This window comes from Achromobacter kerstersii (assembly GCF_902859595.1).
Classification (GTDB): domain Bacteria; phylum Pseudomonadota; class Gammaproteobacteria; order Burkholderiales; family Burkholderiaceae_B; genus Achromobacter; species Achromobacter kerstersii.
In genome coordinates this window covers 364,235-388,257 of the sequence record NZ_CADIJQ010000002.1, presented here as the reverse complement: position 1 = coordinate 388,257, position 24,023 = coordinate 364,235, and the positions used below count along the sequence as shown (strand labels likewise).

General features: G+C 62.9%; 22 protein-coding genes and 3 tRNA genes. 11 read left to right on the top strand and 14 right to left on the bottom strand.

Going from position 1 to position 24,023, the window contains the following annotated elements; translation table 11 throughout:
* Nucleotides 1-14: 14 nt before the first annotated feature.
* The 4 genes from nusA to scpB all read right to left on the bottom strand — a co-directional run bounded on the left by nusA (nt 15) and on the right by scpB (nt 5,523).
* Nucleotides 15-1,493 (bottom strand): transcription termination factor NusA, encoded by a 1,479-nt coding sequence (nusA, locus tag HV765_RS10625; RefSeq protein WP_054423619.1) that lies wholly within the window; start codon nt 1,491-1,493, stop codon nt 15-17.
* A complete protein-coding gene (gene rimP / locus HV765_RS10620; RefSeq protein ID WP_054423621.1) occupies nt 1,490-1,996 on the bottom strand; it encodes a ribosome maturation factor RimP in 507 nt (168 codons plus the stop codon). Before rimP ends, nusA begins: the two co-directional genes overlap by 4 nt.
* Nucleotides 1,997-2,533: 537 nt before the next feature.
* A complete protein-coding gene (locus HV765_RS10615; protein ID WP_175169696.1) occupies nt 2,534-4,375 on the bottom strand; it encodes a pseudouridine synthase in 1,842 nt (613 codons plus the stop codon).
* Nucleotides 4,376-4,410: 35 nt separating this feature from the next.
* The gene (gene scpB, locus HV765_RS10610) at nt 4,411-5,523 is read right to left on the bottom strand and encodes an SMC-Scp complex subunit ScpB (RefSeq protein WP_054423625.1); all 1,113 of its coding nucleotides are present in this window, start codon (nt 5,521-5,523) and stop codon (nt 4,411-4,413) included.
* Nucleotides 5,524-5,585: 62 nt separating this feature from the next.
* On the opposite strand from scpB, the gene HV765_RS10605 reads away from it, so the two are divergent.
* Nucleotides 5,586-5,662, top strand: a tRNA-Met gene (locus HV765_RS10605).
* Here HV765_RS10605 and HV765_RS10600 read toward each other — a convergent pair.
* The 4 genes from HV765_RS10600 to HV765_RS10585 form a co-directional block, all read right to left on the bottom strand.
* Nucleotides 5,641-5,922, bottom strand: coding sequence for a hypothetical protein (locus HV765_RS10600; RefSeq protein WP_175169695.1), 282 nt, complete (start codon nt 5,920-5,922; stop codon nt 5,641-5,643). The two genes, HV765_RS10605 and HV765_RS10600, sit on opposite strands and share 22 nt — an antisense overlap.
* Nucleotides 5,923-6,395: 473 nt before the next feature.
* Nucleotides 6,396-7,301, bottom strand: a complete 906-nt coding sequence (locus HV765_RS10595; RefSeq protein ID WP_175169694.1) for a LysR family transcriptional regulator — start codon at nt 7,299-7,301, stop codon at nt 6,396-6,398.
* A gap of 115 nt (nt 7,302-7,416) precedes the next feature.
* A complete protein-coding gene (locus HV765_RS10590) occupies nt 7,417-8,418 on the bottom strand; it encodes a CobW family GTP-binding protein (protein ID WP_175169693.1) in 1,002 nt (333 codons plus the stop codon).
* 145 nt (nt 8,419-8,563) lie between these two features.
* Nucleotides 8,564-8,639: transfer RNA gene (locus HV765_RS10585), tRNA-Asn, on the bottom strand.
* Between the two features lie 232 nt (nt 8,640-8,871).
* Between HV765_RS10585 and HV765_RS10580 the strand changes: the two genes are divergently transcribed.
* The 4 genes from HV765_RS10580 to HV765_RS10565 all read left to right on the top strand — a co-directional run bounded on the left by HV765_RS10580 (nt 8,872) and on the right by HV765_RS10565 (nt 12,611).
* Nucleotides 8,872-8,947, top strand: a tRNA-Thr gene (locus HV765_RS10580).
* 152 nt (nt 8,948-9,099) lie between these two features.
* Nucleotides 9,100-9,759, top strand: coding sequence for a response regulator (locus tag HV765_RS10575; protein ID WP_054423629.1), 660 nt, complete (start codon nt 9,100-9,102; stop codon nt 9,757-9,759).
* Nucleotides 9,756-11,090 carry an ATP-binding protein gene (locus HV765_RS10570; RefSeq protein WP_054423631.1) on the top strand — a complete coding sequence of 445 codons (1,335 nt, stop codon included), beginning with the start codon at nt 9,756-9,758 and terminating at the stop codon, nt 11,088-11,090. Before HV765_RS10575 ends, HV765_RS10570 begins: the two co-directional genes overlap by 4 nt.
* A 78-nt stretch (nt 11,091-11,168) precedes the next feature.
* Entirely contained in the window at nt 11,169-12,611 is a 1,443-nt protein-coding gene (locus tag HV765_RS10565) for a DegQ family serine endoprotease (protein WP_054423634.1), read from the top strand.
* 117 nt (nt 12,612-12,728) lie between these two features.
* On the opposite strand, the gene maiA is transcribed toward HV765_RS10565, so the two are convergent.
* The 3 genes from maiA to HV765_RS10550 are packed head-to-tail and all read right to left on the bottom strand — an operon-like array spanning nt 12,729 to nt 14,874.
* Nucleotides 12,729-13,373 (bottom strand): maleylacetoacetate isomerase, encoded by a 645-nt coding sequence (gene maiA / locus HV765_RS10560; RefSeq protein ID WP_054423640.1) that lies wholly within the window; start codon nt 13,371-13,373, stop codon nt 12,729-12,731.
* A gap of 47 nt (nt 13,374-13,420) precedes the next feature.
* Entirely contained in the window at nt 13,421-14,398 is a 978-nt protein-coding gene (ispH, locus tag HV765_RS10555) for a 4-hydroxy-3-methylbut-2-enyl diphosphate reductase (RefSeq protein ID WP_175169692.1), read from the bottom strand.
* Nucleotides 14,398-14,874 (bottom strand): FKBP-type peptidyl-prolyl cis-trans isomerase, encoded by a 477-nt coding sequence (locus tag HV765_RS10550; RefSeq protein WP_175169691.1) that lies wholly within the window; start codon nt 14,872-14,874, stop codon nt 14,398-14,400. The genes ispH and HV765_RS10550 overlap by 1 nt, the downstream gene beginning before the upstream one ends.
* 49 nt (nt 14,875-14,923) lie before the next feature.
* Here HV765_RS10550 and radC point away from each other — a divergent pair, with 49 nt between their 5' ends.
* From radC to HV765_RS10520, 6 genes are all read left to right on the top strand, one after another.
* Nucleotides 14,924-15,601 carry a RadC family protein gene (gene radC, locus HV765_RS10545; protein ID WP_175169690.1) on the top strand — a complete coding sequence of 226 codons (678 nt, stop codon included), beginning with the start codon at nt 14,924-14,926 and terminating at the stop codon, nt 15,599-15,601.
* A 152-nt stretch (nt 15,602-15,753) separates the two neighbouring features.
* Entirely contained in the window at nt 15,754-16,380 is a 627-nt protein-coding gene (kynB, locus tag HV765_RS10540; protein WP_006218257.1) for an arylformamidase, read from the top strand.
* Nucleotides 16,381-16,563: 183 nt separating this feature from the next.
* The gene (gene kynA / locus HV765_RS10535; protein ID WP_054423651.1) at nt 16,564-17,412 is read left to right on the top strand and encodes a tryptophan 2,3-dioxygenase; all 849 of its coding nucleotides are present in this window, start codon (nt 16,564-16,566) and stop codon (nt 17,410-17,412) included.
* 272 nt (nt 17,413-17,684) lie between these two features.
* Nucleotides 17,685-17,951: a type B 50S ribosomal protein L31 gene (locus HV765_RS10530; protein WP_006218255.1), complete on the top strand. Its 267-nt coding sequence runs from the start codon at nt 17,685-17,687 to the stop codon at nt 17,949-17,951.
* 124 nt (nt 17,952-18,075) lie between these two features.
* Nucleotides 18,076-19,806 (top strand): ArnT family glycosyltransferase, encoded by a 1,731-nt coding sequence (locus HV765_RS10525; protein WP_175169689.1) that lies wholly within the window; start codon nt 18,076-18,078, stop codon nt 19,804-19,806.
* Nucleotides 19,803-21,206, top strand: a complete 1,404-nt coding sequence (locus HV765_RS10520; RefSeq protein WP_175169688.1) for an MATE family efflux transporter — start codon at nt 19,803-19,805, stop codon at nt 21,204-21,206. Before HV765_RS10525 ends, HV765_RS10520 begins: the two co-directional genes overlap by 4 nt.
* Before the next feature lie 99 nt (nt 21,207-21,305).
* On the opposite strand, the gene paaK is transcribed toward HV765_RS10520, so the two are convergent.
* From paaK to paaG, 3 genes are all read right to left on the bottom strand, one after another.
* Nucleotides 21,306-22,625: a phenylacetate--CoA ligase PaaK gene (gene paaK / locus HV765_RS10515; RefSeq protein WP_054423660.1), complete on the bottom strand. Its 1,320-nt coding sequence runs from the start codon at nt 22,623-22,625 to the stop codon at nt 21,306-21,308.
* A gap of 137 nt (nt 22,626-22,762) precedes the next feature.
* Complete coding sequence (gene paaI / locus HV765_RS10510; protein WP_175169687.1) at nt 22,763-23,233, bottom strand: hydroxyphenylacetyl-CoA thioesterase PaaI; 471 nt, start codon at nt 23,231-23,233, stop codon at nt 22,763-22,765.
* A complete protein-coding gene (gene paaG, locus HV765_RS10505) occupies nt 23,233-24,021 on the bottom strand; it encodes a 2-(1,2-epoxy-1,2-dihydrophenyl)acetyl-CoA isomerase PaaG (protein ID WP_054423669.1) in 789 nt (262 codons plus the stop codon). Before paaG ends, paaI begins: the two co-directional genes overlap by 1 nt.
* Nucleotides 24,022-24,023: the final 2 nt, after the last annotated feature.

The following is a 24,023-nucleotide window of genomic DNA, read 5'->3' as shown; positions in this document are numbered from 1 at the left end:
CCGTGTCCTTTTGGTTATTCTTCGTCGAACCAATGGGCACGGGCACGCATGATGAGGTCGCTGGCTTCCTGCTCGGTCAAGCCGGCGATTTCCGCCAGTTCGTCCGTTGCCAATTCGGCCAGATCATCACGCGTATGCACTTGACGCTCGGCCAGCTTGCCAGCCAGCTCTTGCGTCATGCCTTCGAGTTCAAGCAAATCCTGTGCGGTCTCAAGGCGCTCTTCCTGGGCAATTGCCTCAGTCAGCAACGCATTGCGAGCACGGGCGCGCAATTCATTGATGGTGTCTTCGTCAAACGCTTCGATTTCCAGCAGTTCCTGCATGGGCACGTAAGCGATTTCCTCGATACCGGTAAAACCTTCGTCGATCAGGATGTCAGCGACTTCCTCGTCAACGTCCAGCTTGCTCATGAACGTGGTGCGCAGACCCGACCGCTCGACTTCCTGGCGGTTCAGGCTTTCTTCCGGCGTCATGATGTTGATCTGCCAACCGGTCAGTTCGGACGCCAGGCGCACGTTCTGACCCTTGGCGCCGATCGCCTTGGGCAGGTTTTCTTCGTCGACGACGACGTCCATCGCATGCTTGTCTTCATCAACGACGATCGATTCGACGTTGGCCGGCGCCAGGGCGCCGATGACAAACTGCGCGGGGTCTTCCGACCACAGCACGATATCGACCTGCTCGCCGCCCAACTCATTGCGCACTGCAGTAACACGCGAACCACGCATGCCCACGCACGTGCCGATGGGATCGATCCGCTTATCGTATGCCACGACGGCGATCTTCGCACGCACACCCGCATCACGGGCAGCAGCCTTGATCTCGAGCAGACCCTGCTCGATTTCCGGAACTTCGTTCTCGAACAACTGGCGGATGAACTCGGGCGAGGTGCGCGACAGAATCACTTGCTGGCCACGCGCGGCGTGGTCAACACGCAACACATAGGCGCGGACGCGGTCGGCGACCCGGAGGTTTTCCTTCGGAATCATCTCGGAACGGGGCAGGCGCGCTTCGATCTTGCCGGTTTCGACAATGGCGTCACCCTTGTCCATGCGCTTGATCGTGCCGGACACAATGGTTTCGCCACGATCCAGGAAGTCGTTCAGCACCTGTTCGCGCTCGGCGTCACGGATCTTTTGCAGAATGGCCTGCTTGGCCGCCTGCGCGCCGATACGGCCGAATTCGATGGGTTCAAGCGGCTCTTCGATGTACTCGCCTTCCTGGATGCCAGGAACGATTTCCACCGCGTCCGACAGCATTTCCTGCTTGTCGGGTTCTTGCAGGCCGGCTTCGTCCGGCACCACCAGCCAGCGGCGGAAGCCTTCGTGATCGCCGGTTTCCCTATCGATGGCGACACGAATGTCCGCATCATCCTTGAAGCGCTTTTTCATGGCCGAGGCCAGCGCACTTTCCAGTGCACCGAACACGACGTCACGCGTGACGTTCTTTTCACGCGCCAAGGCATCGACCAACAGAAGAATTTCGCGACTCATCGCTTTTTGCCCTTGAAATCCAGAACGGGATCCAGTTTTGCACGCTCGATATCATCGACCGTGAAATTCAACACCTGGATGTCGTTCTTTTTTGCCTCAAATTCGAGACCGAACACGACGGTCTTGTGCATCCCAGCAGCAGCGTCCGAGGCGGCGGCGTCGTCTTCAGGCACGGTCAACGTGCCAGAGAAGACCTTACGTCCGTCTAATGCCTCGCGCAGCTTGATCTCGATGCGCTCGCCAGCAAAGCGCCGGAACTCGGCCTCGTTGCGCAACGGGCGGTCAATGCCCGGCGAGCCAACTTCCAGGCGCTTGTAGTCGACGTTTTCGACCTCAAACACCCGCGACAATTGGCGAGACACCTGTTCACAGTCTTCGATGCGCACACCGCCGACCCGATCGATCGTTACGCGCAAAAGGCCCAGGGCGGCACGCTCGACGTCCACGAGTTCGACGTCCATGCCGGCCAGAGCCTCTTCGGTCAATGCGAATAAATCAGCCATATACTCAAAAAAAATGGGCTGCACGCCCAGCCCACCGATATTGCGCAGAGCCCAGCCGCTTCCCTACTACACGTAAGGAGCAATGCTGGGCAGCGCCCTATATTGCGACCTAATTTGTGGTTTGCGCCACGAAACCCCCGCAGGGTTTCTCAACCTTGGCCGCCCCGGCCCGACCTGCGGACCCGACGGCACTTGGCGCAAATTCCGATGCCAACTGCTCTTGCTTAAAGCTACTAGCACTGCGTTCTTAGCGGGGCATATTCAGCCCTGCATTTTTAGCACTGCCCTAGCACTGCTTTTCCAGCGTTGCCCAGCTTTTCCAGCGTTGCCCTGCCTCGCATTGCGATATTTGCACGCCACAGCAGAGCAATAAGCACCATGCCAACCGCCTTTGCCTGACAAAAAGCAATGACGCGAAGCCATGAAAACCATTGATTTTACCAGATAAACTGGAAAAACGCCTGATTCGTCACGGGCTTACCGTTATGCGGGACACATCGTGCCCGGCGGCGCAGCTAGCGCCGCCGCCAGCAACGCTCAGCGGCCCTGACGACCGCGTCCGCCCATCACACCCAGACGGGACTCGTGGGCCGATGCGCCACGCGGCTGCCAATCATCACCGCGAGCCGACGACGAAGGCGAAGACGACGAGGCGCTACGCGGAGCGCGCGGTTTGCCGCCTGCGCCCGGACCCTTGTTGGCTGCTGAATTGCCTGCACCGCGCGGGCCTTCAGCCTTGTTGCCACCCCGGCCGCCAGCACCCGCGGGCTTGCCATTGCGGCCGCCGGCGTTGCCACCACGCGCACCCGCAGGCTTGCCACCCGGCTTGCCACCAGAAGGCTTGCGGCCACCGCCCACAGGCGCCTCGGCCACATTACCCACGGCCACATCCGCCGAACCCACGTTACCCGACGGGCCACTGGCCGCCGCCGAACGCGGACCGCGCGGTTTGCCGCCAGGCTTGCCGCCTGCGTTGCCACCTGGCTTACCACCCTGCTTGCCGCCCGGACGGCCACCGCCCGGCGCCGCAGAACGGCCACCCGGCTTGCCACCCTTGCGATTGCCGCCTGCGCCTTCCGCAGCCAGCGGATGGCCATTGGCATAACCGCCAGCAATCATCAAACCCGTGCCGAACGGATCGGACGGACACGCGGCCGTTTGACCCGCGCTGCCCAAGCGACCGCCTTGCAGCTTGCCGCGACGGCCGATACGCGCGCCGTTCATCCCGTTGCGATCCATCGTGCCAAAGCCCGGAGGCAGCGCGCTGTCATGCGATTGCGGCTGCTTCGAGCGGCGGCGATTACCGCCAGATTCGTCGTCTTCACGCAACAGTCCAAGCTGGACCATCAACGCGGTGACCAACGAACCATCCAACTCTTCCCAGCGGCCCCGGCGCAACGTGCGCGGCAAGACCACATCACCGAAACGGGTGCGGATCAGGCGGCTGACCGTAACGCCAACCGCTTCAAACATGCGGCGGACTTCGCGGTTGCGGCCTTCTTGCAAGGTCACGCGATACCAGCGGTTGCTGCCGTCGCCACCCAGATAATCCAGCGCGCCGAACGCCGCCAAGCCGTCTTCCAGCTCGATGCCATCCACGAGCGACTGGCGCTGCGCTTCGTCCATTTCACCCAGCACGCGCACCGCGTACTCGCGCTCGGTGCCATAACGGGGGTGCATGATGCGGTTGGCCATGTCACCGGAGGTCGTGAAGATCAGCAGGCCTTCAGTGTTCAAGTCCAGACGGCCGACCGACAGCCACTTGCCCGTGCGCAGCTTGGGCAAGCGCGCGAACACGCTGGCGCGGCCTGCCGGGTCGTCATGGCTGACGATTTCGCCTGCCGGCTTGTGATACAGGATCACGCGCGGCGGCTTCTTGGTGTTCACGCGCATGATCGGCTTGCCGTTCACGCGAACCTGGTCGTTCGGAGCCACGCGCTGGCCAATATGGGCCGGCTCGCCGTTGACCGACACGCGGCCAGCAACAATCAGCTCTTCCATTTCGCGGCGCGAACCGATACCGGCATCCGCCAGCACCTTGTGCAACTTGGGCATGACCGAATCACTATTCAGGTACTTGCCCAGGCGCTGCTCCATGCGGTCCGCCGTCTCGAGGTACGACAGAGCCTGCTCGGCTTCCTGCTCACCACCGCGGGAGTCAGGCGACTCGACCGGGGCGGCGGCAGCCGCGGGCTGGCCTTCGACAGCGGGTGCTTGCTCGCCCGTTGCATCGCCACGACGGCGACGGAACGGCGTCCTCAGCTTGCGGCCGCGGCCACGGGCTGCGCCCTCGCCTTCGGCAGCCGGCTCGCGCGCGGCGGAGGATTCCGGCTGACCGTTGGAAACGGTGTCATCCGAACGGGGATTGTCGTCCTGCATTGCTGTATTCGTTGTCACTGGGACAGCTCCGAATTTCAAACTTGGGTAGGCCTGCCAGGGGCAGGCTCGTCATCATCAGGGGACGCCGAATCTCGGCTGGCGCCAGGCCGCGCCGGGTCCGTTTCATCCGAGGCCACGGAGGCGGCATCGGGGTCGGGCCGAACAGGATCATCAAGGCCGAAATCGGGCTCATGCCCAGCGGCGCCAGGCGCTGCGTGATCGGTCTCGTCAATCGGGTCGGTCGGTTCCGCGTGTTTTGCGTTCTCGACACTTTCCTTTGCAGCACCGTCCTCAGGGGATTCGGCGGCTATATCGGAAATGTCGTTACCGGCTCTGTCGTCGGGAAAACCGGACAGGGTCGGCGTATCGGACAAGCCTTCGGCTTGCTCCCGGACGGTGGGTTCGTCGGCGGGAATCGCGCCTTCTTCTGTGCGCGAAACGACGGATTCTACGCTATCGACCGGGGCTATGGGTGCATCGTCTTCCGAAACAGACAATTCCGCAACGGGGATAGTGTCATTTTCAGCACTTTCGACCGGTATTTCACCCGGCACTTCACCCGGCACCTCACCCATCACTTGCTGCACTTCTCCCAGATCCAGCCCCGCCAACGCGGCGGCAGCCTGTGCCGACTCCAGCGGCGGAAGCTCATCAAGCGCCCGCAGCCCCAGATCGTCCAGGAACTGGCGCGTGGTGCCGAACAGGGCTGGCCGGCCGGGCGCATCACGATGCCCGATCACTTCGATCCACCCCCGATCTTCCAGCGCCTTCACGATCTGCGAAGACACAGTGACGCCACGGATATCTTCAATATCGCCACGCGTTACCGGCTGACGCCAAGCAACAATCGCCAGCGTCTCCATCACGGCGCGCGAATACTTGGGCGGCTTTTCAGGACTCAGCCGCTCAAGGTAGCGCTGCATATGCGGGCGGCTTTGAAAGCGCCAACCGCTTGCCAGCTGCACCAGCTCAAGGCCGCCATCGGCCCAATTGGCTTGCAGCGTCTCCAACAGCGCACGCAGCTTACTGTTGTCGAATTGTTCATCGTCCCCGAATAGCTTGCGCATATCGGACAGTTGCATCGGCTGCACCGCACATAAAAGCGCGGTTTCCAGCACGAGTATTGCCTCGCTATCGTTCATCGACATTCAAATTCAAAAAGGGCTAACTTGCGCTAGGTTGGAAATAAGGTTAATATTCTTTTCTCAGACGCGGGGTGGAGCAGTCTGGCAGCTCGTCGGGCTCATAACCCGAAGGTCGTAGGTTCAAATCCTGCCCCCGCAACCAAATTTGATGAAGGCCTGGCGATTTCGCCGGGCCTTTTTCATTTGCGCGACGATTTTCATGCGTTCCGCGCTTTTCATTTGTGCAGCGCTCATTTGTGCAGTGCTTTGCTGGGCATTGTGTTCGGCGACTTCTTTTGCACCCGCTTTTGCAGCAGTTGCGCACGCCAACCACCCACGCACTTCCACAGCCATCCGCGCCTCGACACGAGCCAGCACTCGGACGGACCCGCTACAGACGGCGTTGATTTGCGTAGTGTTCACAAGTTTCCTGCGTTGACTGCCATGCACGACGGCGATGCGGCAAAACGGCCGCGCCGATCAAGATAGGGCGATAAGCCTGTCCGATTCGTGTCGCGACAGACGCCTTAAGCAAATTCTGGAAAGCTGGCATCACTTGCCAACAAGCCTGCGGGACACGCCGGCACCCCGCGTCATCATCCCGTGGCAATCAGTATCAAGACCTGGGCCATCAAAGCATGGATACGGTGTCGCGGCGAGCTGCCGCGCCCTGAACCCATGCGCCCCTTGTACATGCGAAGACTCCTTCGCGATGCAATAGCCTGATCCAGGCCGGACTTACGATTCTTAGATATTTTCGAAGACCACCGCTCGCAAACATGGGCTTGCCTAAGTTGCCAAAACTGCGGCTGCCAAATCTGCGCGAGCAATTCGCAAATTATACCGCCATAACCCTCACCCTCAAGCCCACGGGCCCGCAATACGCGCCGGGGAATTTATCCGGCAGGCTTGTCCCATGGCGCAGAACCGAGCCGATCTACCAGAAAATCCAGCATCGAACGCAGAATCAGCGGCATTTGGCGACGCGATGCATACACACCATAAATGCCTAATTCCTGAGGCTTGCAGTGCGGCAAAATCGCCTTCAACCTGCCCGCAGCAAGATGCTCCCCCGCGTAGTAGGTTGGCAACATGGCAATGCCCGCCCCTTCCAGCGCGGCGCTACACAGCACCGACACTTCGTTGGCGCTGATATTTCCGCTGACAGGAACATCCACCGGCTGGCCATCGCGCTCAAAACGCCACAGGCTCTTGCCGAAGTAGGAATGGGTCAGGCAATTGCGCAAGGACAGATCCTCGACGCGCGCCGGCACGCCTTCGCGCGCCAGATAGTCCGGTGACGCACAGACCACCGAACGGCAGACGGCCAGCTTGCGAGCAATGAGATTCGGGTCCAGATCATTGGTGATGCGCACTGCCAGATCCACCCGCTCTTCGACCAGGTTCACAGCGCGCTCAACCAACATCAGATCCACCGACGTGCCTGGATGCTGTTTGACGTAATCCGTGACGGCGCCGGCCAGATGCTTGGCGCCAAACGACATGCTGGTCGTGATGCGCAACAAGCCGCGCGGCGTATCTTCAGGCGTGGAGACCGCATTGCGCAGATCTCCCACCATATCCAGCATCTGCCGGCAGCGCGGCAGGGTTTCCGCGCCTGCTGGCGTCAGACTCAGGCGGCGTGTCGTGCGGTGCAGCAAGCGCACCCCCACCCACTGCTCCATCTCGGCCAGATACCTCGACACCATCGCTCGCGACATGTCCAAATGGACAGCGGCCGCCGACAGGCTACCCCGGTCAGCGACCTCCACGAACACCTGCATGGCTTTCAGACGATCCATGATTGTCTCGATTCTTGCATCAGACCGTACCGGTTATACCGTATTTCTGTGCAACATCCGCGCCGAATATGAGACATTTTGCGCACAGAACCGACCGACCGGCCCTGCACCCACATCAGGCAGACGACTGGCCCAGCGCCTCGCAAACCGCAGCCCGCACCTCATCCGCACCCAAGCCACGGACGATATAGACCAGATGCGAGGATCGATCATCCCCAGGCCATTGCGCGAGGCCGCGCAAGGGATACAACTCACCATGCACACCGTGCACCTCGCAGGGCAGCGCCTCGCCTTCGAAACACACCAGCCCCTTCATGCGCAACAGCCCCTGGCCGAAGCGTTCCTGAATTCGCGACACCCCCGCCAGGAAAGCAGCACGGCCCATCGGCGAAGACAAGGTCAGTGAAAAACTGGCGACTTGCGCATGCCGGCCAGCTGCCGGCTGGGCGAATGCCTGAAGCCAATTCGACAGCGCAACGCCATCCCGCCGCGCCAGCACATCCGGGCCGTCGCGCAACACACCCGCCAACGGCGAATCCTGACGTTGCACACACCGCTGCGCACCCGGGTTGATCGCAACAACCGCCTGCTCCACCCGCCGCAATTGCGCCGCATCCGCCAGGTCAGACTTGCTGAGCACAACCGTATCCGCCAAGGCCAGTTGCCGGGACGCCTCGGGCTGCGTGGCCAATTGCGCTTCACCATGGCGCACATCAACCAGCACGATCGCGCCGCGATACGCATAGCGCTCGGCCAAAAAATGGTCGTGTTTGAGCATGAACAGAATGGACGCTGGATCAGCCAACCCGCTGGTTTCGATCAGCACATGACGAAACGGCTTGATCCGGCGGCTGACCGCCAACATGAACAGATCGCGCAAGGTGTCGACCACCGCGCCGCTAACCACGCAACACAGGCAACCGCCTTCGATCAGAACCACATTTGCCGGCGCCAGGCGCACCAAGTGATGGTCCACGCCGATATCGCCGTACTCGTTGACGACGACAACCGCATCGGCATATGCCGGCTCGTGCAGCAAGCGGTTAAGCAGCGTGGTTTTGCCGCTGCCCAGAAACCCCGAAATCACGGTCACGCCAATGCGCTTATCGTCTTCCATTGCCTTCGACCCAACCCGTTTCATTGCGCCCACCCCACCATGGAAGCGGATCGCGCAGCGTACAACAGAGGGCGCCCGACCTGGGCCGCGGAAAACAAAAAGGCCACTCGCTTGCGTGAGTGGCCTTGATGTTCGGTATTTGTTTTGGCTCCCCGAGCTGGGCTCGAACCAGCGACCTGCGGATTAACAGTCCGTCGCTCTACCGACTGAGCTATCGGGGACCTGCCAAGAACGTAATTATGAACTAAATTTTTGGCGCATGCAAATCACAGAATTTTTAGATCTTTTTGCGTCGATTGTTTCCCATCGGGAAAAAACTCTGATATGATTTCGGTCTTTCCAGATCAGGCCCTAAAAACAGGCCAGTGAACGGGAAGAAACAAAGATGTTTTGCTTGTTGTTCAGCATCGCCGAATTCAACACCGGCACGCAGAAGTTGAAGCAAATGGTCTTGCCGGCATAGCTCAGTTGGTAGAGCAGCGCATTCGTAATGCGAAGGTCGTAGGTTCGACTCCTATTGCCGGCACCAAATTCAAAAAGCAGCCCTCTCGGGCTGCTTTTTTCATTTCCGCGCATCCTTCGCTCGAGCGCCCCTTCCCTTGGCGGCCCGCTCACGGGAACTCCATCCGCCCCACACGCGTCCAACTTGCTGGATTTTCCATCAGCCAAGCGAAGACCACCATGCGCATCCTTCTCGTCGAAGACGACATCATGATCGGTGAAAGCGTATTGGACTGCCTGCGCGCGGAGCATTACGCCGTCGACTGGGTCAAGGACGGCAACGCTGCCGAGCTGGCCTTGCGCACCGACACCTATGACTTGATTCTGCTGGACCTGGGCCTGCCCAAGCGCGACGGCCTGACGTTGTTGCGCGACCTGCGCACGCGCAAGGACCGCACGCCAGTCCTGATCGCCACCGCCCGCGACGCCGTCAGCGACCGCATCGCGGGGCTGGACGCCGGCGCGGACGACTACGTCGTCAAACCGTACGACGTAGACGAACTGCTGGCCCGCATGCGCGCGCTGATCCGGCGCAGCGCCGGGCGCGCCGAGCCCGTGTTTGAGCACGAAGGCATCACCATCGACCCGCAATCACATGCGGCGATGGTGGATGGCACGCCCGTTGCGCTGACCGCCCGCGAATGGGCCGTGCTGGAACCCCTGATCGCCCGCCCGGGCATGATCTTTTCCCGCGCCCAGCTGGAAGAAAAACTCTACAGCTGGAAAGACAGCGTCAGCAGCAACGCGGTTGAGGTTTATATTCATGGCCTGCGCAAGAAACTGGGTCCGAACCTGATCCAGAACGTCAGAGGCGTCGGCTATGTCATTCCCAAAACATGAGCATTCGGCTTAGCGACTCGCTACGAGCCCGGCTGCTGTTCTTCCTGCTGGCCGCCATCGTGGTCGGCGCGCTGGCGCAAGCCGCCATCGCCTATCGCAGCACGCTCGCGCAGGCCGACGACATCTTTGATTCGCTGCTGCAACGCACCGCCCTGTCACTCGGCACGGGCGATGGCTTGCTCAGCACGGGCCCGACGCACAACCGCGGCGCCGCCACGCCCATGGCCGACGACCTGATCATCCAGATCTGGACGCCTGACGGCCTGCGCGTCTTCAACTCGCGTTCGCGCCGCCCCCTGCCCGATCAGATCGTGCTGGGGTTTTCCGACGCCAAAATGGAAGGCACCACGTATCGCGTGTATTCACTGGCGACGCCCTTCCAGGTGATCCAAGTCGCGCAGGACATGGACGTGCGCAAGCACATGGCGCGCGCACTGGCTCTGCGCACCATCGCGCCCATTGCGGCGGCGGCGCCCGTTCTGATGCTGATCATCTGGTGCGTGGTGAGCTGGTCGCTGCGCCCCGTCAATCGCGCGCGCGAACAGGTTGCCGCGCGGCAGCCCGAAGACCTGTCGCCCGTCAGCGTGACGGGGCTGCCCGATGAAATCCGCCCCCTAATCGTGGAACTGAATCTGCTGCTGGAACGCATGCGGGGCGCGTTCGCACAACAAAAGCAATTCGTCGGAGACGCCGCCCATGAATTGCGATCTCCGCTGACGGCACTGCGCCTGCAACTGCAAGCGCTGCGACGCGCCAGCGACCCAGACGCCCGCCAGATTGCCGAACAGCGCCTGGCCGCCGGCATCGACCGCGCCACGCGCCTGGTCGAACAGCTGCTGTCCATGGCCCGCCACGAAAGCACAGCCGAACAGACACCCGCCGCCCCCGTGGATCTGGCCGATGTGCTGCGTCAGGCCCTGTCTGAAAACCTGCCGCAGGCGAACACCAAGTCGATCACCATCGACATGGACGGCGCCGATGAAGCCGTCATGCAAGGGCACCGCGACGCGCTGGTGCTGCTGGCGCGCAACCTGCTGGACAACGCCATCAAGCACTCGCCGGAAGGCGGGCGCATCCGGCTGCATTTGGATCAAGCGAAAGACAAGGTGTCTTTCACAATTGACGACGAAGGCCCCGGCATTCCCCCCGCCGAACGTGAACGCGTCTTCGACCGCTTCTACCGCGCCGAAGGCAATACGCAGCACGGCAGCGGCCTGGGGCTGTCTATCGCCCGCGCCATCGCCGACCGCCATCACGCCGCAATTTTCCTGGAAGACGCCCCCGGCGGCCACGGGCTGCGCGCACGCGTGGAATTCCCCCTTCGCGGATGATTTCAGCGATTTAAGATTCACCTAAGTGTCAGGCCCGAAGATAGCGTCATGTCCTCAAACATGAACCCAGGAGCCGACATGAAGACCTCGCAAATGAAACCCTCGCGCCTGATGCTGGCGCTGCTGGCCGCTGGCGCCATTGGCGGCGCTGGCGCAACCGCCGTGATGGGCGGCGTGTCGATGGCGGCCAACGCGCCGGCCGTCGCCGCTGCGCCGCAATCGATCAATACCTCCAGCCCGCCGAACTTCGCGCAGATCACGCGCGACTTCGGGCCGGCCGTTGTCAATATCAGCGTCAGTGGCACCCGCAAGGTGTCGGCCGACGATGGTGATCCCTTCGCCCAGTTCTTTGGCCAGATCCCCGGCTCGCGCGGCCGCATGCCAGCGCGTGAAGTACCGATGCGCGGCGAAGGCTCGGGCTTCATCATCAGCAACGACGGCACCATCCTGACCAATGCACACGTGGTGCAAGACGCCAAGGAAGTGACCGTCAAGCTCACCGACCGCCGCGAATTCAAGGCCAAGGTGCTGGGCGCCGACCCGCAGACAGACGTGGCCGTGCTCAAGATCGACGCCAAGAACCTGCCCGTCGTGAAGGTGGGTGACGTCAACCAATTGCAGGTGGGCGAATGGGTGTTGGCCATTGGCTCGCCCTACGGCCTGGAGAACACCGCGACGGCCGGCATCGTCAGCGCCAAGGGGCGTTCGCTGCCGGACGATACGTCGGTGCCGTTCATCCAGACGGACGTGGCCGTCAACCCGGGTAATTCGGGCGGCCCGCTGTTTAACGACCGCGGCGAAGTCGTGGGCATCAACTCGCAGATCTACAGCCGCACAGGCGGCTTCCAGGGCCTGTCGTTCTCGATCCCCATCGATGTGGCCTACAAGATCAAGGACCAGATCTTGCAGCACGGCAAGGTGCAGCATGCGCGGTTGGGCGTGACGGTGCAGGAAGTGAATCAAGACCTGGCCAACTCGTTCAAGCTGGAGTCGCCGTCCGGCGCACTGGTGTCCAGCGTCGAGAAAGGCAGCGCGGCTGAGAAGGCCGGCCTGCAACCGGGCGACGTGGTACGGCAGATCGACGGCAAGACCATCGTGTCTTCTGGTGACTTGGCATCCATGATCACGCTGGCCTCGCCCGGCGAGAAGATCAAGCTGGATGTCTGGCGTGCCGGCGCGCCGAAGGAACTCGTCGCCACGCTGGGCGGCGTGCCGAAGGACAAGTCGCAAACGGCGTCAGGGGATCAGGACGTGCAGCGCGGCCAACTGGGCCTGGCCCTGCGCCCGCTGAGCCCGCAAGAGCAACAGGCGTCTGGCACCGAAGGCCTGCTGATTGAGCGCTCGGCAGGTCCGGCCGCCAAAGCGGGCATCGAACCGGGTGACGTGCTGCTGTCCTTGAACGGCGTACCCGTGCGCGATATCGCGCAGGTGAAGGCGGAACTGTCGAAAGCTGGCAAGACGGTTGCGCTGCTGGTGCAGCGCGGCGAAGACAAGATCTTCGTGCCGGTGCAGATCGGCTAAGCGCATCCGCGCCTTACGAACGGCGCCTTACGATCGGCGCTTTACGATCGGCGCTTTACGATCGGCGCCGTATGACTTCGAGTCTCAGGACTTTGGGTCGTACGGCGTCGGCTCGTCCTACTCCGCGTCGGGCTGCTTGCCCGGCGCGGCGTTTGCAAACGCCGGCAGCGCGCGGCAAGCGGCATCGATACGCACCACATTGGGCATCGACGACAGATCGCATTCGAAGCGCTGCGCATTGGCCACTTGCGGCACCAGACACAGGTCTGCAATGGTCGGCGTATCGCCGTGACAGAAGTTACCCGTGGCGCTGGAACGCGCCAGTTGCGATTCCAGGGCCTCAAGCCCCTGATGCACCCAATGCTTGTACCAGGCAGTCTTTGCGGCTTCATCCACACCCAGGGTGTGCTTCAGATACTTCAGCACGCGCAGGTTGTTCAACGGATGCGTGTCGCACGCAATACCCAACGCCAGATCGCGCACGCGCGCGCGGCCGATTGCGTCAGCGGGCAACAGCGGCACGTCGGGGTGCGTTTCTTCCAGGTATTCAATGATGGCCAGCGACTGGCCAATGACCGCGTCGCCGTCAATCAGCGTAGGCACCAGAGCCGTCGGATTCAGCTTGCGATAGCCCTCCGACAACTGCTGGCCGCCATCCTTCAGCAGATGCACCGGCACTGTCTCGTACGGCAAGCCCTTGAGATTCAAGGCGATGCGCACGCGGTACGCGGCCGAGCTGCGGAAATAGCTATACAACTGCATGAAGTCTCCTTGAAGTCTTTTCTGGCGCCGCGCCGGGCGGCGGCCGCTTATTCCAGCGATTCCGTTTGCGCAGCCTTGCGCGACAAGCCCTTGGGCAGCGGGAACGCCACATTTTCTTCCAGGCCGGGCATCGTGCGAACCGATACCGCGCCCAATTCCTTCACGCGGTCGATCACCTGTTGCACCAGGATCTCGGGGGCGGAAGCGCCCGCCGTGACGCCGATGCGCTTGCGGCCCACCAGCCACGCGGGGTCGATCGATTGCGCGCCATCAATCAGATAAGACGCCACGCCCTTGCGCTCGGCCACTTCGCGCAAACGATTCGAGTTTGAGCTGTTGACGCTACCCACGACCAGCACCAGATCGCAATCCGGCGCCATCACCTTCACCGCGTCCTGACGGTTCTGGGTGGCGTAGCAGATGTCGCTTTTCTTGGGCTCGACGATGCTGGGGAAACGCGCCTTGAGCGCCTTGGACACCGCGTCCGCATCATCGACGGACAGGGTCGTCTGGGTGACGTAGGCCAGGTTTTCGGGGTCGGTCACTTCAAGGCCCGCCACGTCTTCCACGGTCTCGACCAGATACATGCCGCCCTGGGCCTGACCCAGCGTGCCCTCGACCTCGGGGTGGCCCTTGTGGCCGATCATGATGATCTCGCGGCCGGCCGCACGCATGCGCGCCACTTCAATGTGCACCTTGGTGACCAGCGGGCAGGTGGCGTCAAACACCTGCAAGCCGCGCGATTCCGCTTCGGCCCGCACCGCCTTGGACACGCCATGCGCCGAGAACACGACGATGGCGCCCGCAGGCGCGTCGTCCAGCTCGTCGATGAAGATGGCGCCCTTGGCGCGCAGGTCTTCGACCACATAGCGGTTATGCACGATCTCATGACGCACGTAGATCGGCGCGCCATGCAGTTCGATCGCGCGTTCGACGATATCGATCGCGCGGTCCACACCGGCACAGAAGCCGCGCGGCTGAGCCAGCAGAACTTCAGCGTCGACGGCGGTAACGGCCTTGCTCATCAGAGAACTCCCAGCAGCGCCACGTCGACGCGCAAGCTGATGCCCGCAAGCGGGTGGTTGAAGTCGAACAGTGCCGACTCATCGTTGATTTCTTTCAGAACGCCAGAATAACGCCCGCCGTTGGGCGCGGTGAATTCCACCAGGTCGCCCGGCTCGAACGTGGCGTCGGCGCCCGCGTGCTCGGCCAGCATGCCGCGCGTAACGCGCTGAATCAGCTCGGGGTTGCGGTCGCCATAGGCGTCCGCCGGCTCCAGCGTCACGCTGAACTTTTCGCCTTCGGCATGGCCGATCAGCGCGGCTTCCATGCCGGGCGCCCACTGGCCGCTGCCCATTTGCAGCGTGCCGGGACGGCCGTCGAAGGTATCGGCGAAGATCGAATCCTTGCCAGGACCGGACGCGAGCGTGATGCGGTAATGCAGCGTTAGGTAGGAATCCTGACGGACAAAAACGTTCACTTCGTTAGAGGCGCTGCTCAAGATCTGCCACCGTATGGATATTGGATAAACCCCGATTTTAGAGCCTCTTATGAAATTGTCTGTCCGGCTGTCAAAACACGAGCGTCCCCGAGAGCGTCTGCTGCGCCACGGGGCCGCTGCGCTCCAGGATGCGGAACTGCTCGCCATCGCCCTGCGCACGGGCATTCCCGGGCTGAACGTGGTGGATCTTTCCAGCCGCCTGCTCGAGCGTTTTTCAGGGTTGCGGGGCTTATTAGGGGCCACACCCGACGAATTGATGACCGTTTCCGGGCTGGGCGCCGCCAAAGCCTGCACCCTGGCCGCGCTGCTGGAACTGGCCCGCCGGGCAGTCGAGGAAGACTTGACGCGCGCCGACGCCCTGCGCCACCCGTCCCAGGTGAAACGCTATTGCATGACAGCGCTGGGACATCGCCAGGTGGAACATTGCATCGCGCTCTACCTGGACAACCAGTTGCGCGTGATCGCCACGGGCGAACTGGCGCGCGGCACGCTGTCGCAGGCCTCTGTCTACCCGCGCGAGGTCGTCCGCGAGGCGCTGCGCCACCACGCCGCCGCCCTGATCGTGGCGCACAACCACCCGTCGGGCCTGGCCGAACCCAGCGCCGCCGACCGCGGCTTCACGCAGCAGCTGAAACAGGCGCTGGCGCTGGTGGACATCAAACTGATCGACCACTTGATCGTCGCCGGGGCAGCCGTCATCTCCATGGCCGAACTGGGCGGCATGTAGCTCCCCGCGCGCCGCCGGAATTCGTTAGACTACCGCCCGGAATTGCTTTAGGCTTTAACCTATTCGCATGACCGATTGCCGTTTTTGCCGGCCCCGTTTTTGCCTGTCCCGCTTTTGCCTGCCCCTTCCCTGCCAGACTTGAAACGCTTCTGATGAAACGCTTGTGGGACATTTCCCCGCCCGTCTCCACGGCGTCGCCTGTTTTTCCCGGCGACACGCCGTACCGCCAGCAATGGAAGTGGTCGCTTACGCCCGGCTGTCCGGTCAATGTCAGTGAAATCACGCTGTCGCCGCATATTGGCGCGCATGCGGATGCCCCGCTGCACTATCAGAACGGCGCCGCGGCCATCGGTGCGGTGTCGCTGGAACCCTTTCTAGGCCCCTGCCGCGTGATCCACGCAATCGACTGCGGCCCGCTGATCACCACCGACCACCTGGCCCATGCGGCCCTGAATCTTCCTCCGCGCGTGCTCGTGCGCACCGCCAAGCACGCGGCGCAAGACTGGTGGACCGACGATTTCTCCGCCTACGCGCCCCAGACCATCGAATGGCTGGCCGAACGCGGCGTCATGCTGATCGGACTGGATACCGCCAGCATCGACCCCGCGTCCAGCAAGACCCTGGACAGCCATCACACGATCTTGCGGCACGACATGCGGGTGCTTGAAAACCTGGTGCTCGATGATGTGCCGGAAGGCGATTACGAATTGATCGCCCTGCCGTTGGCTTTGGTCCAGGCTGATGCCAGCCCGGTTCGCGCCGTCTTGCGCGAACTGTAGGCTGGTCCGCTAGCCTTCGAGCGGCCGCCTCACGCCGGCCGCTCGTTCTCGAAGACGCACGACCATGAACCTGTCTGACACCCTCTGTGCGGCGCTTGCCTGCGCCCGCCCCCGCGCGCCCGGCTGGCGCACCCTGCCCGCGTCGGCCCGCCGCGCCGCCCCGCCCTGCCACGGAGGCCAAGCATGAGCTGCCCGCACCGCCCCGAAGACATCGTCCACCAGGAAAAAGCGCAGCTCGATTTCACGCGCGACATGACCTACGGCGATTACCTGCATCTGGACGAAGTGCTGGGCGCGCAGCATCCGCTGTCGCCCGAGCACAACGAGATGCTCTTCATCATTCAGCATCAGACGAGCGAACTCTGGATGAAGCTGATGCTGCACGAGCTGCGCGCCGCTATCGCCAACGTGGCGGCCGACCGCCTGCAACCCGCCTTCAAGATGCTGGCGCGCGTCAGCAAGATCATGGAGCAGCTGGTTCACGCCTGGGATGTGCTGGCGACGATGACGCCGCCCGAATATTCCGCGCTGCGCCCCTACCTGGCCCGTTCCAGCGGCTTTCAAAGCTATCAGTACCGCCAGATCGAATTCCTGCTGGGCAACAAGAACGCCGCAATGCTCAAACCCCATGCACATCGCGAAGACCTGCTGGCTCAGGTGCAAAGCGCCTACGTCGCGCCTTCGCTGTACGACGAAGCGCTGCGCCTCTTGGCGCGTCAGGGCATCACGGTTCCCGCCGACCGGCTGGACCGCGACTGGACCCAGCCGTACGAATCCTCTGAAGGCGTGGAAGCCGCCTGGCTGACGGTTTACCGCGACACCGACCGCTATTGGGATCTGTATCAGTTGGGCGAAAAGCTGACTGATCTGGAAGACGCCTTCCGGCTGTGGCGATTCCGCCACGTCACGACGGTCGAACGCGTCATCGGCTTCAAACGCGGCACGGGCGGCACGTCGGGCGTGGATTACCTGCGGCGCATGCTGGACGTCGTGCTGTTCCCGGAAATCTGGAAACTGCGCACGGAACTTTGAAATCCGTCCCCTTATTCGGCACCGAAGGCAACGCACGCCGCAGCCCCCTTTTGCCCTGGCGTAGCAGGATTTTCCCGTGCTAGAATTTGGGGTTACTTTTTGGATACGTGGCTAGAGTCCTCGCATAAGTGATTCAGTGATTCGGTATTTCGCAGCGGCAACCCCATCGTTGTCAGCCAAAATATCGAACCCCTGGAACCCGCTTTTCGCGTCCTGGCTGGCGACCCTAACTCTTGAGAAAGACTCCCTAGCGGGTCCAAGGATTAAGCACCATGAAAGAAGGCATTCACCCCGAATACCGCGAAGTCGTCTTCGCCGACCTGCAAACGGGCAACAAGTTCATCACCCGTTCGACGGTCCACACGCGCGAAACCGTTGAAATCGACGGCAAGACGTACCCGCTCTTCAAGTGCGACGTGACCTCCGAATCGCACCCGTTCTACACCGGCGCCCAAACGCGTATCGTCGAAACCGGCCGTGTGGAAAAGTTCCGCGCCCGCTTCGCCCGTACGGCCGGCACGGTCAAGTCCGCTTCCTGATCCTGTTGCTCCTACGGGAGTCACAGCAAAAAGGCAGCCTTCGGGCTGCTTTTTTTTCCCCCCTAGACGGCTTCTTGCATACTGGGGGCTGGCGCAACCAGATCACTCGGTTACATTAACGCCCGTGTCCCCACTTTCTCTTTCCACTCCCGCCCGGCTCACCTCCGTGGCGACCGCGAAGCTCCCCAGACTGATTTTGCTGGGCTTGGCGCTGGCCTATGTCGTGGCCGGCCTGTTCATGCGCGACCCGTGGAAAACGGATGATGCGGTGGGTTTGGCGACGATGATCACGGCGATCCGCGAAGGCGGCATCACGTGGCTGCTGCCGCAAGTGGGCCACTTGGCGCACGCCGAAGAAGGCCCGCTGATTACCTGGGTGGGCGCCATCTGCATTTGGCTGTTTGGCCCCTTTATTGGCGACATCACCGCTGGCCGCCTGCCCAATCTGCTGTGGTTTGGCATTACCGCGACCAGCGTCTGGTACGGCACCTATCTGCTGGGCCGCCGCGCCGAAGCCCAACCGCTGGCCCTGCCCTTTGGCGGCGAACCTGAACCACGCGACTACGGCCGCATGCTGGCCGACGCCGCTTTGCTGCTGCTGCTGGCCACCGTGGGCATCCTGCAGCGCACGCATGAAACCACGGTTGTGCCGGCGATCATGGCGTGCCAGGCACTGGCTTTCTATTCCTTGGCGCGCAGCGTCGACCGCCCCTTCACTGGCACCACGACGCTAGGCATCGCGCTGGCCGCCAGCTTCCTGACGCGCGGCTGGGTCGGCGCCGTGCCCATCATGATCGGCGCGTTGCTGGCCTTCTACCCGCGCAGCCAATTGTGGAAGTGCAAGCGCTGGCTGCCCTGGGCGGCCCTGCTGACCGTTGCGCTGATCCTGGCCTGGTGGATTCCTGCCAGCGAAACCAGCCAGTACTGGATACGCAACTGGAAGACCTGGAACCTGTCGTCCTTTGCGCTGCCGTCGTGGCATGACATCGGGCGCACGCTGCGCGACCTGCCCTGGTACTTGTGGCCCACCTGGCCGTTGGCGCTGTTGGCCGTCTGGCGCTGGCGCGCCTGGATCTACGCCCCCCATATCTGGCTGCCGCTGATGCTGCTGGTGTGCTCGGCGCTGGTGCTGTTCGCCCTGGAAGAAGCCACCGATTCCGAGTACGTCCTGTTGGCGGTGCCGTGCGCCGTGCTGGGTGCGTTCTCGCTGCCGACGTTGCGCCGCGGCGTGGTCAATACGCTGGATTGGTTTGCCGTCATGTGCTTCTCGCTGACGGCTGCAACCGCCTGGCTGGGCTGGGTGGCGCTGCACTTCCACTGGCCTGCACAGATCTCCCGCAACATCGCCCGCCAGACGACCGGCTACGAGCCCGTCATTTCGTGGGGCGCATTCACGCTTGCCGTGATTTTCACCGTGGCCTGGATCGCGCTGGTGGTGTGGCGGCTGCGCGTGCGTCCGCAAGCCCTGTGGCGCGGCACGGTGTTGTCCGCAGGCGGCCTGACGGTGACGTGGATTCTGCTGGTGCTGCTGTGGCAGCCTGCCGTGGACTACGCGCGCAGCTATCGCACGGTGTCGGGCCAATTGGCGCAGGCGCTGGAACAACACAAACGGCCCGGTGAATGCGTGCGGGGTTTGAGCCTGGGCAGCGGCCAACGCGCCTCGTTCCTGATCTTCAATAACTTGAGCTTCACGTTCGACGCCAAGTGCACGCTGATCCTGCAACAGACCAGCAATCAAAGCCTGCGCGACAACACCGCCGCGTATAGCGACGGCGCCGACGTGCTGTGGCAAGGCGGCCGCCGCGCCGACCGGCAGGAAGTCTTCCGCCTGCTGCGAGTCGGCCCCAACCGATGAATGCCGTGAACACGGCGCCGATGTCATTCGGCGCCACCCTGCGCGGCATTGCCAAGCAGGCCTGGCCGGTGCTGATCAGCCAGTGGGCCGGCATCTCGTTCGGCGTGCTGGACACCGCCATGACGGGCCACTCCAACGCCAGCGATCTGGCCGCGATGGCCTTATCGGCCTCGATCTACATCACCGTATTCGTGGGCCTGATGGGCGTTGTGCACGCCCTGATTCCCATCCTGGCCCAGCACTACGGCGCGGGCAACAATCACGAAGTGGGCCGCAGCTGGGGCCAGGGCGTCTGGCTGGCGCTTGGGCTTTCGGTGGTGGGCGCCATCCTGATGCTGTTCCCGGATGTCTGGCTATCGATGTCGGGCAATGTCGCCCCTGGCGTGCGCGAGCGCATCGGCTCCTACCTGCAAGCGCTGGTGCTGGCGCTGCCCGCCGCGCTGGTGTTCCGCACCATCTACGCGCTGGGCACGTCGGTATCGCGGCCCAAGCTCGTCATGGCGATCAACCTGTCGGCCATCGGTTTCAAGGCCTTCTTCAACTGGCTGTTGATCTACGGCAATTTTGGCCTGCCCGCCATGGGCGCGACCGGCGCCGGCCTGGCAACGGCCATCGTGTCGTGGATGAGCCTGGGGTTGGGATTGTGGGTGATCACGCATGACCGCTTCTACCGCCGCTTCCAGCTTCGCGTGGGCAAACCCGACTGGAAGACGCTGAAGGAACTGCTGCGCCTGGGCATTCCGATGGGCGGCTCGTACCTGGTGGAAGTGTCGGCCTTCACGTTCATGGCCCTGCTGGTGGCCCGCGAAGGCACCTTCGTCACGGGCGGCCACCAGATCATGTCGAACCTGGCGGCGCTGTGCTACATGATGCCGATGGCGCTGGGCGTGGCCACCGCCGCGCTGACCGCGCAAGCCATTGGCGCCGGCAATATGGCGCACGCGCATCGCACGGGCATGGCCGGCTTGGCGCTGGGCCTGATCGGCGCGTTGCTAACCGCGGCCGTGCTGCTGGCCGGCCGTCCGCTTATTCTTGCCGCCTATACCAACGACGCCGAAGTCGCCGCCGTGGCCACGACGCTGCTGGCGGTACTGCCGCTGTTTCACTTGTTCGATTCCATGCAGTGCATCAACTCCTACCTCTTGCGCGCCTACAAGGTGGCGGTGGTGCCGTTGCTGCTGCAAATGGTGGCGCTAGCGGGCGTTGGGCTCGTCGGCGGCTGGTGGTTTGGCTTCGGCCCGGGCCGTGGCGGGCTGGATGGCATCCGCAATGTGTTGGTGCCGGGTTCGCCCGAAGGCGCGGGCAGCATGTGGCTGATGGCGATGGTTGGGCTGGCCTTGTCTGCTGCCCTGCTCCACTTCTGGTACCGCCGCATCGTGCGGACGATGGCGCAACAGTAAGCCCTCAGCGTTTGAATCCAAAAAAATGGCAGCCCGAAAAGGCTGCCATTTTTATTCCCTGACTGAATTACGCCAGGGGCCAAGGGCCAAGGGCCCGGATTAGACCACTTTCGGACGCTTGTCGATCACACGACGCGCCTTGCCCGTCAACGTGCGCTCGACATGGCCAGCATCAGACACCTGGATGCGCGCGCTGACGCCGATGTGCGTCTTCACGGCATGTTGCAGCTGCTTGCCCAGGTTGTTGCGTTCGTCGTCCGACAGGCCCGAGAACTCGGCGCGCACTTCCGTCAGGATTTCAAGCTCGTCCATATTGCCCGTGCGCGACAGCACCAGCTGATAGTGCGGCGCCAGTTGCGCGATCTTCAGCACCAGCTCTTCGACCTGCGTCGGGAACATGTTCACGCCACGCACGATCAGCATGTCGTCACTGCGGCCCGTGATCTTGCCAATGCGGCGCATGCTGCGCGCGGTGGGCGGCAAGAGGCGGGTCAGGTCACGCGTGCGGTAGCGGATGATGGGCATCGCTTCCTTGGTCAACGACGTGAACACGAGCTCGCCGGGTTCGCCATCGGCCACGGGTTCGCCGGTGTCCGGGTTGATGATCTCGGCGTAAAAATGGTCTTCCCACACCACCGGACCATCCTTGGTTTCCACGCATTCGCTGGCCACGCCCGGGCCCATCACTTCCGACAAGCCGTAGATGTCCACGGCGTCGATGCCGGCTTCGGCCTCGATGTCGGCGCGCATCTGGCCCGTCCACGGCTCAGCGCCGAAGATGCCGATACGCAGCGAACTTTGACGCGGATCAATACCCTGGCGGCGCTGTTCTTCGAGAATATTGCAGAAGTAGGAAGGCGTGACCATGATGATGTCCGGACGGAAATCATTGATCAGCTGCACCTGCTTTTCGGTTTGGCCGCCCGACATCGGGATGACCGTGCAGCCCAGGCGTTCCGCACCGTAGTGCGCGCCCAGGCCACCCGTGAACAGCCCGTAGCCGTAGGCGATGTGCACGGTGTCGCCCGGCTTGCCGCCGGCTGCGCGGATCGACCGCGCCACCAGGTTGGCCCAGTTGTCCAGGTCGCTCTTGGTGTAGCCCACAACCGTCGGCTTGCCCGTCGTGCCACTGGACGCATGAATGCGCGAAATGCGCTCGCGCGGCACCGCAAACATGCCGAACGGATAGTTGTCGCGCAGTTCCTTCTTCGTCGTGAAGGGGAACTTGGAAATATCGGACAGCTGCTTCAAATCGTCCGGATGCACGCCCGCTTCGTCGAAGGCCTTTTTGTAGTGCGCAACGTTCTCGTATGCGTGCTTGAGGCTCCACTTCAGACGCTCAAGCTGCAACGCGCGAAGCTCGTCCTCGCTGGCATGCTCGATGGGGTCCAGCCCCGGCTTGCTTATGGTGTTGGACATGGTTATCTCTCTCCTGAAATTCGCTCTACACCGGTCCGGGCCGCGCCGGGGGCAACACCCCCATGCGCGCGCCGCTTGGCCGGCGATCTTGTCTTTGGTTGGATGACGGGTTCAGCGTTGTGCCGCAGGCCTGCCACTCAGGCCTCGGCGGGGACCCCCACGATCTGGCCCTTGATGCGATAGGACCGCCCTCGGAACAGCGCGACGTTGCGCCCGTCTTGATTCGTGACGGTCACGTCGTACACACCCGTGCGGCCAGCCAGCGACCGCTCTTCTGCCACAGCGGTCAGCAGATCGCCTTCGAAGCCCGGGGCCAGATAGTCGATCGTGCAGCCGGACGCTACCGTGCTGACATTGCGCGAATTGCAAGAGAACGCGAACGCGCTGTCGGCCAGCGCGAAGATGAAGCCGCCATGGCAGGTCTTGTGCCCGTTGAGCATGTCGGCGCGCACGCGCATCGTCAGACGCGCATAGCCCGGCGCCATGTCTTCGACCTTCATGTCCAAGCCCTGCGATGCCGCGTCGCCCGCATACATCACGGTGCCAACGGCCTGCGCCAATTCCTGGGGATCGCTCGGCACCTCAACAGTGGGAACGTGCACGGTCATCATTGCCCCTTGAATTGCGGTTCGCGCTTGCCCAGGAACGCGGCCACGCCTTCAGCGTAATCGGCGCTGCGGCCCAGTTCGCGCATCATGTCGCGTTCCAGGTCCAGCTGCGTCGACAGGTCGTTCGCCAAGCTGGCCTGCAGGGCGCGCTTGGTGAACGCCAGGCCCTTGGTGGGCGCCGTCGAAAAATGTTGAGCCAGGCGGTTCAGCGTGGCGTCGAATTCTTCGTCCGCCACGCATTGCCAGATCAAGCCCCATTCTTCGGCTTGCTTGGCGCTGAGCTTGTCGCCCAACATCGCCAAGCCCATGGCGCGCGCCCGGCCAACCAGGCGCGGCAGCACGAAGGTGCCGCCGGTATCGGGGATCAGGCCCAGCCGGCAAAACGACTGGATGAAATTGGCCGAGGCCTTGGCGATGACGATATCGCCCGCAAACGCCAAGTTGGCGCCCGCGCCGGCCGCCACGCCATTCACGCCCACCACAACGGGCATGGGCAAGGCGTTCAGGCGGCGCACCAGCGGGCCGTAGAACTTGTCGACGGTTTCGCCCAGGTCGGGCGGCGTGCCGTCTTCGGCGGGCTTGCGCTCGCTTAAGTCCTGGCCTGCGCAAAAGCCGCGGCCAGCGCCCGTCAGCACCAGCACGCGCGCGCCTTCGGTTTCAACGCGCGTCAACGCGTCGGCCACTTCGCCGTGCATGTTGGCGGTGAAGCTGTTCAGTTTGTCCGGGCGGTTCAGCGTCAGACGCGCGATGCCGTTGGACAAATCAAATTGAATATCCTGATAGCTCATAA

Excerpts from the sequence above, each read along its gene's own strand:
- nusA (WP_054423619.1), bottom strand. The coding sequence starts at position 1,493 with ATGAGTCGCGAAATTCTTCTGTTGGTCGATGCCTTGGCGCGTGAAAAG.
- rimP (WP_054423621.1), bottom strand. The coding sequence starts at position 1,996 with ATGGCTGATTTATTCGCATTGACCGAAGAGGCTCTGGCCGGCATGGAC.
- HV765_RS10615 (WP_175169696.1), bottom strand. The coding sequence starts at position 4,375 with ATGCAGGACGACAATCCCCGTTCGGATGACACCGTTTCCAACGGTCAG.
- scpB (WP_054423625.1), bottom strand. The coding sequence starts at position 5,523 with ATGTCGATGAACGATAGCGAGGCAATACTCGTGCTGGAAACCGCGCTT.
- HV765_RS10595 (WP_175169694.1), bottom strand. The coding sequence starts at position 7,301 with ATGGATCGTCTGAAAGCCATGCAGGTGTTCGTGGAGGTCGCTGACCGG.
- HV765_RS10590 (WP_175169693.1), bottom strand. The coding sequence starts at position 8,418 with ATGGAAGACGATAAGCGCATTGGCGTGACCGTGATTTCGGGGTTTCTG.
- HV765_RS10575 (WP_054423629.1), top strand. The coding sequence starts at position 9,100 with ATGCGCATCCTTCTCGTCGAAGACGACATCATGATCGGTGAAAGCGTA.
- HV765_RS10570 (WP_054423631.1), top strand. The coding sequence starts at position 9,756 with ATGAGCATTCGGCTTAGCGACTCGCTACGAGCCCGGCTGCTGTTCTTC.
- HV765_RS10565 (WP_054423634.1), top strand. The coding sequence starts at position 11,169 with ATGAAGACCTCGCAAATGAAACCCTCGCGCCTGATGCTGGCGCTGCTG.
- maiA (WP_054423640.1), bottom strand. The coding sequence starts at position 13,373 with ATGCAGTTGTATAGCTATTTCCGCAGCTCGGCCGCGTACCGCGTGCGC.
- ispH (WP_175169692.1), bottom strand. The coding sequence starts at position 14,398 with ATGAGCAAGGCCGTTACCGCCGTCGACGCTGAAGTTCTGCTGGCTCAG.
- radC (WP_175169690.1), top strand. The coding sequence starts at position 14,924 with ATGAAATTGTCTGTCCGGCTGTCAAAACACGAGCGTCCCCGAGAGCGT.
- kynB (WP_006218257.1), top strand. The coding sequence starts at position 15,754 with ATGAAACGCTTGTGGGACATTTCCCCGCCCGTCTCCACGGCGTCGCCT.
- kynA (WP_054423651.1), top strand. The coding sequence starts at position 16,564 with ATGAGCTGCCCGCACCGCCCCGAAGACATCGTCCACCAGGAAAAAGCG.
- HV765_RS10530 (WP_006218255.1), top strand. The coding sequence starts at position 17,685 with ATGAAAGAAGGCATTCACCCCGAATACCGCGAAGTCGTCTTCGCCGAC.
- HV765_RS10520 (WP_175169688.1), top strand. The coding sequence starts at position 19,803 with ATGAATGCCGTGAACACGGCGCCGATGTCATTCGGCGCCACCCTGCGC.
- paaK (WP_054423660.1), bottom strand. The coding sequence starts at position 22,625 with ATGTCCAACACCATAAGCAAGCCGGGGCTGGACCCCATCGAGCATGCC.
- paaI (WP_175169687.1), bottom strand. The coding sequence starts at position 23,233 with ATGACCGTGCACGTTCCCACTGTTGAGGTGCCGAGCGATCCCCAGGAA.
- paaG (WP_054423669.1), bottom strand. The coding sequence starts at position 24,021 with ATGAGCTATCAGGATATTCAATTTGATTTGTCCAACGGCATCGCGCGT.